Source organism: Nostoc sp. JL23 (assembly GCF_017115065.1).
Taxonomy (GTDB): Bacteria; Cyanobacteriota; Cyanobacteriia; order Cyanobacteriales; family Nostocaceae; genus Nostoc; species Nostoc punctiforme_A.
In genome coordinates this window covers 1-14,513 of the sequence record NZ_JABXKN010000092.1, presented here as the reverse complement: position 1 = coordinate 14,513, position 14,513 = coordinate 1, and the positions used below count along the sequence as shown (strand labels likewise).

The 14,513-nt window shown below is 41.9% G+C and carries 11 protein-coding genes; 7 read left to right on the top strand and 4 right to left on the bottom strand.

Annotation, left to right across the window (positions count from 1 at the left end):
- Positions 1–163 precede the first annotated feature (163 nt).
- Both dapA and HWQ42_RS17870 read right to left on the bottom strand, forming a co-directional pair.
- Positions 164–1,048 carry a 4-hydroxy-tetrahydrodipicolinate synthase gene (gene dapA / locus HWQ42_RS17875; protein WP_094348620.1) on the bottom strand — a complete coding sequence of 295 codons (885 nt, stop codon included), beginning with the start codon at positions 1,046–1,048 and terminating at the stop codon, positions 164–166.
- Between the two features lie 141 nt (positions 1,049–1,189).
- Complete coding sequence (locus HWQ42_RS17870) at positions 1,190–2,227, bottom strand: aspartate-semialdehyde dehydrogenase (protein WP_292814534.1); 1,038 nt, start codon at positions 2,225–2,227, stop codon at positions 1,190–1,192.
- Positions 2,228–3,118: 891 nt separating this feature from the next.
- Between HWQ42_RS17870 and tig the strand changes: the two genes are divergently transcribed.
- From tig to HWQ42_RS17850, 4 genes are all read left to right on the top strand, one after another.
- Entirely contained in the window at positions 3,119–4,558 is a 1,440-nt protein-coding gene (gene tig, locus HWQ42_RS17865) for a trigger factor (protein WP_292814531.1), read from the top strand.
- A 325-nt stretch (positions 4,559–4,883) separates the two neighbouring features.
- Positions 4,884–5,582 carry an ATP-dependent Clp endopeptidase proteolytic subunit ClpP gene (gene clpP / locus HWQ42_RS17860; protein ID WP_292814528.1) on the top strand — a complete coding sequence of 233 codons (699 nt, stop codon included), beginning with the start codon at positions 4,884–4,886 and terminating at the stop codon, positions 5,580–5,582.
- Between the two features lie 9 nt (positions 5,583–5,591).
- Entirely contained in the window at positions 5,592–6,932 is a 1,341-nt protein-coding gene (gene clpX / locus HWQ42_RS17855; protein ID WP_094348623.1) for an ATP-dependent protease ATP-binding subunit ClpX, read from the top strand.
- Positions 6,933–7,022: 90 nt separating this feature from the next.
- Positions 7,023–7,943 carry an alpha/beta hydrolase gene (locus HWQ42_RS17850; RefSeq protein WP_292814526.1) on the top strand — a complete coding sequence of 307 codons (921 nt, stop codon included), beginning with the start codon at positions 7,023–7,025 and terminating at the stop codon, positions 7,941–7,943.
- A 135-nt stretch (positions 7,944–8,078) separates the two neighbouring features.
- Here HWQ42_RS17850 and HWQ42_RS17845 read toward each other — a convergent pair whose 3' ends face one another.
- Both HWQ42_RS17845 and HWQ42_RS17840 read right to left on the bottom strand, forming a co-directional pair.
- Positions 8,079–9,278 carry an FAD-dependent monooxygenase gene (locus tag HWQ42_RS17845; RefSeq protein WP_292814979.1) on the bottom strand — a complete coding sequence of 400 codons (1,200 nt, stop codon included), beginning with the start codon at positions 9,276–9,278 and terminating at the stop codon, positions 8,079–8,081.
- Positions 9,279–9,332: 54 nt separating this feature from the next.
- Positions 9,333–10,316 (bottom strand): GntR family transcriptional regulator, encoded by a 984-nt coding sequence (locus HWQ42_RS17840; RefSeq protein WP_292732563.1) that lies wholly within the window; start codon positions 10,314–10,316, stop codon positions 9,333–9,335.
- Between the two features lie 286 nt (positions 10,317–10,602).
- Here HWQ42_RS17840 and HWQ42_RS17835 point away from each other — a divergent pair, with 286 nt between their 5' ends.
- The 3 genes from HWQ42_RS17835 to HWQ42_RS17825 all read left to right on the top strand — a co-directional run bounded on the left by HWQ42_RS17835 (position 10,603) and on the right by HWQ42_RS17825 (position 14,047).
- Positions 10,603–11,343, top strand: a complete 741-nt coding sequence (locus tag HWQ42_RS17835; protein WP_292814523.1) for a dienelactone hydrolase family protein — start codon at positions 10,603–10,605, stop codon at positions 11,341–11,343.
- 128 nt (positions 11,344–11,471) lie between these two features.
- Positions 11,472–12,374, top strand: a complete 903-nt coding sequence (locus HWQ42_RS17830) for a S1 RNA-binding domain-containing protein (protein WP_292732559.1) — start codon at positions 11,472–11,474, stop codon at positions 12,372–12,374.
- A gap of 584 nt (positions 12,375–12,958) precedes the next feature.
- On the top strand, positions 12,959–14,047 hold the full coding sequence (locus tag HWQ42_RS17825; RefSeq protein WP_292814521.1) for a fatty acid desaturase: 1,089 nt from the start codon (positions 12,959–12,961) through the stop codon (positions 14,045–14,047).
- The last annotated feature ends 466 nt before the right edge of the window (positions 14,048–14,513 follow it).

The following is a 14,513-nucleotide window of genomic DNA, read 5'->3' as shown; positions in this document are numbered from 1 at the left end:
TCAATTTTTTATTCAATAAAATCAACTGTAAGACTCAAGGATTCATAGTATATCTATCAGTCCTAGCACAGGTTTTTAAATTGCAACTTATGAACAATTATGATCGTTGTTTATATGTATCTTTGACAAGGAGGAGACTACCAGCATTTAAATAAGTTGGTGCTTAAATTAAACTAAGTTCTTTCAGAACCGCTTCTAATTTTTGACTGACTTCTAAATCAGCTTCACATAGCGGCGGACGAGTTGAACCAACCTCCCAACCTTGAAGTTGCAGTGCTTTTTTCACTGGAATGGGATTTGAAGTGAGAAATAGAGCTTTAAACAACGGGAAAAGTTGGAGATGAATTTCGCTTGCTACCTCAATTTTTCCCGCATTAAAAGCTTGAATCATCTGCTGTAGTTGGTTTCCTACCAGATGAGAAGCTACACTTACCACACCCTTTGCCCCGATCGCTAACAAGGGCAAAGTCATGTAATCATCACCAGAATAGATGTGGAATTCTTTTGGTGTCAAGCGACGAATTTCACTTGCCTGATCTATATTACCAGTGGATTCTTTAATTCCGACAATATTGCTAACCTCAGCTAACCGGGCAACTGTTTCTGGCTGAAGGTTTTGTCCGGTACGACCTGGGACATTATATAACAACAACGGTAAGTCGGGACAGGCTTGTGCTATTGCCTTAAAGTGCGCTTCCAGTCCCGCTTGCGGCGGTTTGTTGTAATAAGGAACAACTTGTAAGGAACCATGTACTCCTATCTTAGACGCTTTTTGGGTGGCTGCGATCGCTTCTTTGGTGGAATTCGATCCACAACCTGCGATTACCTTGGCTTTTCCGGCCACGGACTGCAATACCTCGACAAACAACTGATATTCTTCATCCCAACTTAGCGTCGGGGATTCTCCTGTTGTGCCGCACATCACCAATGTATCTGTACCGTTGTTAGCTAGATGCGCCGCCAGTTCTGCCGCTACATCATAGTTGACACTACCATCTGCTTTAAATGGTGTAATCATAGCGGTTAAAACATTGCCAAAATCTCCCACCCTTTTTTCACTCCTGATTACCCATGTTTTTATATCTTGGTGGTTCTCTATTGTAATAACCTATCTGCAAATTGCTTTCAAGTGCCATTAGTCATTTGTTATTTGTCCTTTGTCATTTTACTAATGACCAATGACCAATTACTAATGACTAATAGCTAATGGTTTGAGTAGATTTTTCTCTACTAATAACTCAGCGATTTGTACTGCATTCAATGCTGCGCCTTTGCGAATTTGGTCGCCACATAACCATAATTCCAAGCCACAAGGATGAGAAATATCCTGGCGAATTCTTCCCACTAAAACTTCATCTCGACCGGTTGCTTCAATTGGCATCGGGAAATGATTCGCTCCCCAATCTTCTACCAATTTTACTCCAGGGGAGGAATTTAAAATTTCTCTGGCTTCCTTCGCACTAAAGGGAGTCTCAAATTCTAAATTAATGGCTTCTGAGTGGGCGCGGAGTACGGGAACCCGTATACAGGTTGCAGTGATTCTGATTTGCTGCGTACCAAATATTTTCCGGGTTTCGTTGACCATTTTCATTTCTTCCTCACAATAACCCAAATCGTTTAATGGGGAGTTATGCGGGAATAAATTAAATGCCAATGGGTAAGGCAATATTTCGGCAATCGGTGGCTGTCCTTGTAGTATAGCGCTTGTTTGGGTTTTGACTTCCGCCATTGCTCTAGCACCTGCACCACTAGCAGATTGGTAGGTTGCAGCGACGATGCGTTGCACTGGCTTAACTTTATGCAATGGCCAGACTGCCACAGCCATTAAAATCGTTGTGCAGTTGGGGTTAGCAATAATGCCTTGGTGATGCGCTGCGGCTTGGGGATTCACCTCTGGCACTACTAAGGGAACTTCTGGGTTCATCCGAAAGGCACTGGAGTTGTCAATTACCACTGCGCCCTTTTCCACGGCAACAGCTGCCCAAGTTTTGGATGTGGAACCACCTGCACTAGCTAGTACTATATCGACATTTTCAAAGGCGCGATCGCTCACTGCTTCTATTGGTATATTTTCACCTTTAAATTGCAGCGATCGCCCAACACTCCGCTCTGATGCCAATAACTTCAAGTCAGCAATCGGGAAATTACGGCTTTCTAATAATTCCAGCAACTCTGTGCCTACTGCACCAGTCGCTCCCAAAATAGCTAAACGATAGGATTTCGACAAACTTGCTTCCTCCTTATAAGAGACTTAATCTGCAATTTCTTGGAACAATTGACAATTTAGTTATATTTAAATAGCGATCGCAGTCTGGAAATACATTTTTAATAGGTATTATATTTTTCTCTAATTTAGTCTATCTTTATATATTTAATACATTTATTTTTTTGCTTATTTAATTAAGTTAAATGATATTGCATTTTAAAATAACAGTATATTTATTTTTTTATCTATTCTAACTATAAATATATATTATACAACAATCCGCCATTTTTATAATAAATGGAGATATCTGCACTTAGGGGTTTAACAAGCATCTTACCGTAAAGAAACAAATGTATTGGCTGCAAGCTTGCTTGCCAAGATGATGAATATACTAGGATCTAAATCCATAAAGCCAGCACAAGGTCAAACTGAGCGATGTGGTTAAGTAACAGATGCACTCTCGTACCACACACAACTTAATAATAGCTAGATAATAGCTAGACTAAATACTATACCTTTAACCTGGGGGTACTAACCACTATTTGAGAACCAGGATATCACGGCATTAGCCCACTGGATAATTAATTCCCAAGTTTTAGAGTGAGCCGGGAGTGAAGAAGAGAATAGGTTACAGGGTAAAGTTTACAGATTTATTCCCTATCAACTCTCACCTCCCCTTAATCCAAATGCCCCATTAACTAAATTGTTATGAAGGTAAAATGTCAAGTCCTTGATAATTGGCAGTAAACTGGATGTTTGCCCCAGGACAAACATCCATCATTAGGATGTCACAAGACCTTTTGGCAAACTCCCATTACCCCTAAGAGACATCAAGCCATAAACGCAAACAATTATTTTATTGCGTTTTGTGTGTACTCGGAGTATAAAATACCAGAAAACTAGAGACGAAGCATGAAAGTTACCCAGGAAAAACTTCCCGCCAGCCAAATTGGTCTGGAAATAGAGATTACGCCGGAAATTACCAAGCAAACTTACGAACAGGTCATTAAAAACTTAGCGAGTACTGCCAATATTCCTGGGTTTCGTAAAGGCAAGGTGCCTCGGCCGATATTACTACAACGGCTGGGTACAACTCGAATCAAGGCAGCGGCGCTGGAAGAACTAATTCAAGATGGCATTGAGCAAGCAGTCAAACAAGAAGCCATCCCAGCAATCGGTCAGCCGCAATTGCGCTCCTCTTTTGAGGATTTGATTAATAATTATGAACCTGGAAAACCCCTGACGATTTCGGCTGCTGTCGATGTAGAACCAGAAGTGAATCTAGTGCAGTACACTGATTTGCAAGCCAAGGCCGAAGAAGTTAAGTACGATCCAGAGCGAGTGGAGAACACGCTGGATAAGGAACGTCAAGAATTGGCGACATTGATTCCTGTAGAAGGACGTGCAGCCCAAATCGGCGATATTGCCGTAGTCGATTTTAAAGGTTCATTCGCCAGAGTTGAGGGCGAGGACGAAACAGCTGAACTAGAACCGATTCCCGGAGCCGAAGCAACTGATTTTCAAGTTGAGTTGCAAGAAGATAAGTTTATTCCAGGCTTTATTTCGGGAATAGTAGGGATGAATCCTGAAGAAACGAAAGAAATTGCGGCACAGTTCCCAGATCCTTATGCTAATGAAGAATTAGCTGGAAAAGCGGCAACTTTCACCGTGACACTCAAAGAATTAAAGGAAAAGGAGCTACCAGAAGTAAATGACGATTTCGCCCAGGAAGTCAGCGATTTTGAAACCTTAGAGGAGTTACGCGCTTCTTTGGTAGAGCAATATCAAAAAGAGGCGGACGACAAAACAAAAACCAATAAGCAGGAAGCTTTGTTAACGGAACTGCTCAAGCACGTAGAAGTTGACTTACCAGCAACTTTGATTGAGCAAGAAGTGGATGCGATGCTAACGCAAACAGCAATGCGACTGTCTCAGCAGGGATTGGATGTGAGAAAGCTGTTTACTCAAGATATTATTCCGCAATTGCGGGAGCGATCGCGTACTGAAGCAATTGAACGCATCAAACGCTCCTTATCCTTGCGGGAAATAGGAAAACGCGAATCTATTGAGGTAACACCAGAAGAAATCGCAGCCAGAGTTACAGAACTTTTGGAACAATACTCGGAGGAACAGGATGTTGATGAAGATAAACTGCGCTCAATCGTGGAAAACGAACTGTTAACCGAAAAAATCATCGATTGGCTCTTAGAACACTCATCAGTTGAACTTGTACCGGAAGGTTCATTAAGTCCTGCGGAGGAAACGGAAGACACAGAAGCAGATGCTGATGCTGATGCACCTCAGACTGAGGAAGAAAACAGCGAAGCTTCTACAGAAGTTACAGAAGGATAATAAAAAATCCCACAACCATGAGTTCACCAGTTCTGAGTTAAAGTACTGGTGAAATGGGTAAGGTAAGGGAGATGAGGAAATAGGGAGAGAAATAACCAATGCCCAATGCCCAATGACTCAGGGATTAAGTCGGAATAATTAAATAATTAATGAATTTTCGGCAAATAGTGACACCTGTTATTGCCTAGGCTTGATACTGTGTTACACGAGAGGAAATTATATGAGGCATAATGGTTAACACGTAGCTTATAAAAATTCCATTCGTTGAAAAAGCAGCATCTGCTGCTGAAACATTTGTCCTAAATAATTGTCAAAGAAAGCTTGTATGCTTGAATCGCAGTCGGGAAATTCCCCAATCAGCAACTTAAGTCGAATAAACATTAACTCCCAGTTAAGCAGCCCTAACAACATCGTGCCGATGGTGATAGAGCAATCTGGCATGGGAGAAAGAGCTTTCGACATCTACTCCCGCCTGCTGCGAGAGCGGATTATCTTTTTAGGAACGCCAATAGACGATGCCGTAGCCAACTCAATTGTGGCTCAGTTGTTATTCCTAGACGCCGAAGACTCAGAAAAAGACATCCAACTGTATGTTAATTCTCCTGGCGGCTCCGTCTACGCAGGGATGGCAATCTATGATACAATACAGCAAATTCGCCCTGATGTTGTTACCATCTGTTTTGGATTAGCCGCGAGCATGGGGGCATTTTTGTTGACAGCAGGGGCTGCCGGTAAGCGAATGTCTCTGCCCGACTCCCGGATTATGATTCACCAACCACTTGGTGGCGCTCAAGGTCAAGCCATTGACATTGAAATTCAAGCCAGAGAAATTCTTTACGTTAAGGCTAAGTTGAATCAGTTAATGGCTCACCATACTGGTCAACCCTTAGAAAGACTTGAAGCAGATACTGAGCGCGACTTTTTTATGTCGGCAGAAGAGGCAAAAAACTACGGTTTGATTGATCAGGTCATTTCCAGGCAAAATCTTCCCGTAGCAGGGGAAAACGTCACCATTCTGAAATAAGAGGCTGGTATGTCTAAGTACGACTCCCATTTGAAATGTTCATTTTGTGGCAAGTCTCAAGAGCAGGTGCGTAAATTAATCGCAGGGCCGGGAGTCTACATCTGCGATGAATGCGTTGACTTGTGTAATGAAATACTAGACGAGGAGTTACTCGATACTAATGGTGCGGCAGCACAACCAGCACCAAGAGCAGAGCCACCTGAAAAACGGCGTACTCACTCTGCTAGTATTTCGTTTAATCAAATACCCAAGCCAAGAGAGATTAAAAAGTATCTAGACGAACACGTTATTGGTCAAGACGAAGCGAAGAAAGTTCTGTCAGTAGCTGTTTACAATCACTACAAGCGGCTGGCAGTCATTCAGTCTAAGGCCAGTGGCAAACCTGGGTCAGATGATGCCATAGAACTGCAAAAGTCCAACATCTTGTTAATCGGCCCGACTGGTTGCGGCAAAACTCTCTTAGCGCAAACCCTAGCGAAAATCCTGGATGTACCCTTTGCCGTAGCCGATGCGACAACGCTGACGGAAGCGGGGTATGTAGGAGAAGATGTGGAAAATATCTTGCTGCGACTGTTGCAAGTGGCAGATTTGGATATAGAGGAAGCCCAACGAGGAATTATTTACATTGACGAAATTGACAAAATTGCTCGTAAGAGCGAGAACACGTCAATTACCCGTGATGTTTCTGGCGAAGGTGTGCAGCAAGCCTTGCTGAAAATGTTAGAGGGAACGATCGCTAATGTACCACCCCAAGGAGGGCGCAAGCATCCCTATCAAGACTGCATTCAGATTGATACAAGTAATATTTTGTTCGTCTGTGGTGGTGCCTTCGTAGGCTTAGACAAGATTGTAGATCAGAGAGTTGGCAAAAAAGCAATCGGTTTTGTGCAGCCAGGAGAAGGCCAATCGAAAGAGAAACGAGCAGCAGACACGCTTCGCCATCTAGAACCGGATGATTTAGTAAAATTTGGTCTGATTCCAGAATTTATTGGGCGGATGCCAATGGTAGCAGTAGTAGATCCGCTAGATGAAGAAGCACTGATGGCGATTCTTACCCAACCACGCAGCGCCTTAGTGAAGCAGTACCAAAAGCTGCTGAAGATGGATAATGTCCAGCTAGATTTTAAAGCAGATGCTTTACGAGCGATCGCTCAAGAAGCTTACCGCCGTAAAACTGGTGCAAGAGCATTACGTGGTATTGTCGAAGAATTGATGTTGGATGTAATGTATGAGTTACCATCCCGTAAGGATGTGACACGCTGTACAGTTACAAGGGAAATGGTCGAGAAGCGATCGACTGCTGAACTGATAATACATCCGTCTTCACTACCGAAGCCAGAATCAGCTTAATAGTCATTGGTCATTAGTCATTGGTCAAAAAATAAGGAATAATAACCATATACCAGGGACTAATGACAACTGACAAAGGACAAATGACTAATGCCTTATATTAATGTTCGTGGCGTTGAGCATTACTACGAATGGGTGAAAAAACCATCCGGTTCTTTGGTAAAACCAGTGATGGTTTTCATGCATGGTTGGGCTGGTTCGGCTAGATATTGGCAAAATACTGCTGATGTTTTATCAGAGCAATTTGATTGTTTACTCTACGATATGCGGGGATTTGGCCGTTCTAGTGGAAAGCCAACTATCGCCCAAGCAAGTGAAGCTGTTGCTGAATCTGATTCCCCACAGGAAGAATCAGAGGCAATCACAGAGTTAACCTATGAATTAGAGGAATACGCTGATGATTTGGCAGCCTTGTTAGATGGGTTGCATCTTCAGCATGTTTATATCAATGCTCATTCAATGGGCGCTTCTGTTGCCACTTTATTTTTTAACCGCTATCCCGAACGAGTAGAACGAGGAATTTTAACTTGTAGCGGCATTTTCGAGTACGACGAAAAATCTTTTAGTGCCTTTCATAAATTCGGTGGCTATGTAGTGAAATTCCGTCCCAAGTGGTTAAGCAAAATTCCATTTGTTGACCGGATGTTTATGGCCAGATTTTTATATAGTTCCATACCACATTCTGAGCGGCAAGCTTTTTTAGAAGATTTTCTTGAAGCAGATTACGATGCGGCTTTAGGAACAATTTTTACTTCAGTCAGTAAGGCTCAATCTGAAGTGATGCCACAAGAGTTTGCCAAGCTGACAGTGCCGACTCTGCTTGTGGCAGGGGAGTATGACAAAATTATTCCAGCCGAGATGGGGCGTCAAGCCGCTGCATTGAGTGACAAAGTGAAATTTGTGATGATTCGTAACACAGCGCATTTCCCAATGTTGGAAGATGCGCCAACTTATATGCAACAGGTACAAGAGTTTTTGCAAATTAACACGCCACAATCACAAGTCGGATAACTGATAGCGATTTTTAGACCAATACGCTTGGGTTAAGGCTAAAACCCTTTGTGAAGTTAATTTTTTTTAACGAACCACAGAGGCGCAGAGAACACAGAGAGAAGGAAAAAATGCTTAACTGAACTGTATTGATTTTTAGACAGTTAAGTGTACCTGTGTGATACCTTGACGCATTTTATATTGTCGCCTTAACCAAGACTTTTTAATTATTTTACGGAGTAAGGGAGCAAGTTGAATCAATAGCGATCGCAGCAGTGCATTTTTTCGCAGTAGTTCGCCTTGTTTAGCTTCTTCTAACTGGAGTTGCTGGGCGCGGATAATTTCTGGCTGACGTTCCGCTTGGATGTGCGATAGTGCGATGTCAATATCCTGGTGTCCAGCTTCTTTTTGCAACAACGGCACAAGATGATTAGCAGCGACAATCACATCACGGAATGCGAGATTAATTCCTTGGGCACGGACGGGAGACATTGGGTGTGCAGCATCACCTAGAAGCAGTACTCCTGGTGCGTGCCATTGGGGACAATAACCAACCACAACAGAGAGCCGAATGGGAGATTCGATGGTGTCTGCATGATTACGGAAATGCTCTGCTAGCCATGAGGGTGATAAGGAGGCAAAAATCTCTACCCAGTTGGCTTGCTTGGAGTCAGTGTTTTCGGTTGCGGACATCACCCAAGCCAGATGCAGTTTTCCTGATTCTGCTCCGTGAAAGATGGTAAATACGCGATCGCCATTTACAATTGTACGAAACACATTATCGCCTGCAAACTCAGAAGTAGCAGCAAGTTTAAACCAGAGAATATCAATATTTTTGGGTTGGCGTACCAATTCCAATCCTATACGTTGTCGCACAAGAGAATTTCTCCCATCTGCCCCAATCACTAGGTCAGCAGTTAGTTCTCTCCCATCGCTCAATACTACACCTGCGACACGTTGGTTACCCCACAGTAAATCCTTGACCGGAACACCCTGGATAAATTCAAACCCATCATTGGTTTGGGCTTCTGAAATCAGTGCTTTGAGCAGTGGTGGTTGTGAAACCAGTGTACAGGGTCGAGTTGCCCCCATTGGTTCATCAACTCGAAACAACTGCTTGTCCCCTATAATGAATTCCCACGCGTCGAGTTGCCGATGGGGAATATGTTCCAACAACGCTGATAGGCCCATTTCCTCTAAAGCTTCTAAGCCACTGGGCATTAATCCTTCGCCGCGAAATACACGATGAAAGTCTTTTGCCGCTTCAATTAACGTTACAGCAATACCACGTTTTACAAGGAGCAGGGCAAGGGTTACACCTGTTGGGCCTGCGCCCACAATCACAATCTGCACTATCCCATCCCTCCTGTATTAGTTGCTCTCAAAGATGTTGGTAGAATTATCTTGAGATTAACTTAAACCCAATTCTCGTTTTAGCAAGTTAATCGAGTTAGCACCGATATAATTTTCAACCTTAATCAGCTTTGGTGGGCGAATAATATCTTCATCAGATGCTTGCACGGCTGCTTGTACTGCCGCAAAACTGGCTTGATCGCTTATGATTACCTCAGCCCGCTTAACCATTGCCTGAAGTTTATATGCATCTTTTGGTTGCGAAGTCATCACCAATAGTTCATCACCGCGCAAACCGTGGAGGATGACTTCTGCGGCTCGTGCAATACCGGAACTGAGGCTAACTATCCCAACACAGTTTTCTTTTGGTAGGGTTTTCAAGATGCTGAGTTCTTTGCTGTAGTCGTAGATATCGAGAGGAATTACTCGTGCAGCTTTTGGAGCTGCGATCGCTTCCACATTACTGATAAAATACCGACTTGTGACTACTGTCGCAGAGGTGGTTTTATCTAACACAGCTGTTAATTCTTCCATTGCTACCAACTGGACTGGTATTTTTAGCGATCGCTCTAATTCATACACCATCAACTCACCAGCACCCATATCATAAGATGGCACTGCAACCAGTACCCGCGCACTACAACGCAAGCGCCAGTCAATTTCCGCTAAAAATAGCTCTCTGGCTTGATTCAGCGAACATCCTTGTGAGAGCAACTCGTCAAGTGCTTGCTGGACAACTTGATATGCATCAGGATTTTGTTTGAGAATTGGTGATTGTAACCTGCTACCGCCCTCATGACCTTGGGCACGAACATAAATACCCGAACCAGCCATACTTTCAACAAATCCGTCTTCCTCCAGTTGACGGTAAACTTTACTAATGGTGTTTCGATGTAACCCTGTTTGCATTGCCAGCGCGCGTGTGCTTGGTAATTTGTAAGCAGGGGGATATTGCCGAGAAGCGATCGCAAATCGGATTTGATTAAACAGCTGGGTTGATGCGGGAATTTCGCTGTCTGGCTGAATACGGAATTGAATCATCACCAAACCTCCTGAATACTAAGTGCTGAGTGCTGAGTCTTGAGTGCTGAGGTTTGAGTCTTAGGTGTTGCTTTCCTACTCAGCACTTTTAACTCAGCATCCCTGGATAACTAGTTGTATTTATTACATATAAAATCAGTTATTTACATATAAATTTTTTCTAAACTCAATTTCTAATGCTCTCACTATTGGTAATTGATAATTTAATTAGAAAAAAGTTGGGCATACTGGCATAGTTATATCAAATAAACACACGGCTAATCACACAGCACTGGTAAAAATTATTATGACAGAGCAAGCAACAATTACCACAACGGTTAATCTTTTGCAAGATAATATTCAAGTGTCTGCTTATCTAGCAGAGCCAAAAGAATCTGGTTCTTATTCAGGAGTTGTAGTATTACAAGAAATTTTTGGTGTCAACGTTCACATTCGGGAAGTTACAGAACGAATTGCCAAACTTGGTTATGTAGCGATCGCACCTGCACTTTTTCAACGTATTGCTCCTGGCTTTGAAACTGGATATACACCCGAAGATATTGAAACGGGCAGAAGCTACGCCATACAAACTAAAGCCTCAGAGTTATTGAGCGATATTCAACTAGCAATTGACTACCTCAAAAATCTGCCCCAAGTGAAAAAAGATGGCTTTGGCTGTATTGGCTTCTGCTTTGGCGGTCATGTTGCATATCTTGCAGCCACCTTGCCAGATATGAAAGCTACGGCTTCCTTCTACGGTGCTGGAATTACCACTCGCACACCGGGAGGCGGCGCTCCTACTGTCACCCGCACCAAAGAAATAACAGGTACTCTCTATGCCTTTTTTGGTGCAGAAGATGCTAGCATTCCAGGCGAACAAGTAGATGAGATTGCAACAGAGTTAGAAAAATATAAAATTCCTCATCGTGTGTTTCGCTACGATGGAGCTGATCACGGATTTTTCTGCGACCACCGTGCCAGTTATAATCCTAAAGCTGCGGCCGATGCTTGGGAGCAAGTAAAACAACTCTTTGGTCAACTAAACTGAAGCATACGCACCCAAGTTCGTCATTGGTCATTAGTCATTGGTGAATAACAAAGGACAAATGACAAATGACAAATGACAATCTAAACTTCAGTTGCACCATATCAAATAACAATTAATCTTCAAAAGTCATGAATTCCGAATCGAAACTTTCTCAAACAGCCAATTCGCCCTTTACAATGGACGATTTTGCCAAAGCACTAGAAAAACACGACTACCAATTTCAAAAGGGACAGCTTGTACATGGCAAAGTGTTCCAACTTGACCATGATGGAGCTTATGTGGATATTGGTGGTAAGTCGTCAGCTTTTCTGCCACGCGATGAGGCTTCTTTGAGAGCAGTTACCGATTTATCGGAAGTGCTGCCATTGCAAGAGGAAATGCAGTTTTTGATTATCCGAGATCAGGATGCAGAAGGGCAAGTTACCCTTTCCCGAAAGCAGTTGGAAATTCAGCACATCTGGGAACGACTGACTGAAATGCAGGAAAATGCTCAGACTGTGCAAGTACGAGTTATGGGTGTGAATAAAGGTGGTGTAACTGTCGATATTCTTTCTTTGCGGGGATTTATTCCGCGATCGCACCTGGCAGAGCGTGATAATTTAGAAGCACTCAAAGGCCAAAATCTGACTGTGGGTTTTTTGGAAATTAATCGTAACACCAACAAACTCATCCTTTCCCAGCGTTTAGCAACCCGTTCTAGCAACTTCAGCTTATTAGAACTAGGTCAACTGGTGGAAGGTAAAGTTACTGGCATCAAACCTTTTGGTGTATTTGTCGATTTAAGTGGGATGAGCGCCTTACTTCATATCAAGCAAGTAAGCCAGAAATTTATTGATTCTTTAGAAAAAGTATTTCAAGTTGGTCAGCCAATTAAAGCTGTAATTATTGACTTGGATGAAGGTAAAGGGCGGGTTGCTCTTTCTACCAGAGTTTTGGAAAACTTCCCTGGCGAAGTGCTAGAAAATTTTGATGAAGTCATGGCTTCAGCTGAGGCGCGTGCTAATAGAGCTAATAACAAAGCGTCTGAATAGTTTTGAGGTGGGCTGCTTGCACAAAGTATAAATAGTGCGTAGGCGTAGCTCTTCGTAGACATCGCACCTGCGGTATGTAGGATTAATCGGTGAATACTGCCCAAAAATTGAGCAAAAATCCAAATTGTGGGTTATTTTATTACTCCCCCTGCATCTATAAAGATGTGGGGGGGATTGGAAATTGGGAAAACTTTTAACTAACTTACGTTTTTTTAGTACTTTGTCAAGCTAGTATCGAGGGTTTTTAGTAAGCACTTTAGTGATTAGAAAATAAAGACTAAAGCTATTACTAAAAAATTTACTACCTACCAAGATAAACTTGACATCCTAATAGCCTCTAGCTAGTAATGTGGGTAAAACAATAATTTTAGTCAGCTTCAGATAACTTTCACTTTGAACCACAGAAATTATTCTGAGGAAGACATGTAGGCAATGCCAAAATTATGCAAGAGGTCTACCGCAGAAATATTTTGTGTTACGATTTAGATACTTACGTACTTGTGAATTTAATTATTCCAGTTGAAAAACGCTACGATTTCCCGCAAAACTTTACCCAGTGAAATTATCTAACTGAAAAATTATTTATGAATGTTAGTACAGATCAGACACTTATTCACCAGAAAATATATGCGAAAGAATTACGTTCTCTGATGCCACCTGAAGCATTTATTCCCGATCCAAGTAAGTTAATTATCTTGTTCATTAATCTGGCAATTTTGATACTAGGTTGGATGATAGCAGCGCGGTTAGATTCTTGGTCGCCATACCTTTTATGGCTTTATGTACCTTTAAGCATAGTTATGGGCAATAGCGTCGTTGTCTTACTATTTAGCACCCACGATTTGATGCATGGTAGCGTAATTAAAAACCCGCGATTAATCTATATAATTAGCTTTATAGGACTAACAATGTTGTGGATGCCACCAACATTATGGAAAGCAGTTCATAATCGAGTACATCATAATCACACTAATGATTTAGGCGACCCAGATCGTAATTACTTATATAAACAATCTTCAACCTGGGGAAAATGGATTCAGGACTTATTTGTGCCTTCTACTGAAGTCAATCCTATATGGTTCATAGTGGGAATGACTTCTGCTTGGGGTGTACATACTTTTCGTAATCTGACATCTGTGCTGTTTTTCAATCATGAATCCGTCGATTATGTTCCTGCTGCATTTACAGTCAGTGCTAAAGATCGTCAAGCGATCGCAGGGGAATTATTGATGATGATCGTGATTCATCTGAGTATCATCATCTATCTTCAATTTGAACCCATAAAGCTCATACTTGGTTACTTTTTACCGATTGCAATTGGTTATGCTGGAGTAATTTTTTATATTTATACAAATCATTTACTTTGTCCGATGACCTACGTTAATGACCCACTAATTAATAGTATGTCTCTCCGGGTTTACAAAATATTTGACTTGTTGCATTTAAATTTTTCTCACCACACTGAACATCATATTTTCCCAGCAATGAACTCTGACTATTATGTGATGGTTAGGGATTTATTAGAAACTCAATATTCTGAAAAGTTTAATTTATTGAATGCTGGGGAAGCTTGGTATTTGTTGCTGAAAACTCCCCGGCATTATAAAGATGAAAATACTCTTACAGATTGGTCAGGAGAAAAGTCTGTTCCTTGTCCTACAAGCGACAGTTAAAAAGGTTTATTGCAAATGAATTGCAAATGAATACACTGCTAAATACCAAGGATTTTGCAAGAAATATCGACCACAGTCCAAGCCAGGAAATAAGCCGAAAAGGTCACGATGGACAATAACTAGTACCGCAAGGCGGAATTAAAAATTAAAAATGAATATAGCATAAGCATTTCATTGATTTGGAATGGGTGGTTTATTTCCGCCGTGTTGTACTAGTTAATTTATCGAAAAAATATATAAAGTCTAATTTAATAAGCAAAATGGCATTTGACTTACTCAAACCCCAGTTTGCTTACTCAAAAGCTGTGTTTGCTTTCTCATTTCAGTGTTTTCCGCAAGCAAAATGACGTTTGACTTATTCAAATCCCGGTTTGCTTTCTCATTTTGGTGTTTTCCGCAAGTAAAATGACATTTGACTTACTCAAACCCCAGTTTGCTTTCTCATTTTGGTGTTTTCCGCAAGTAA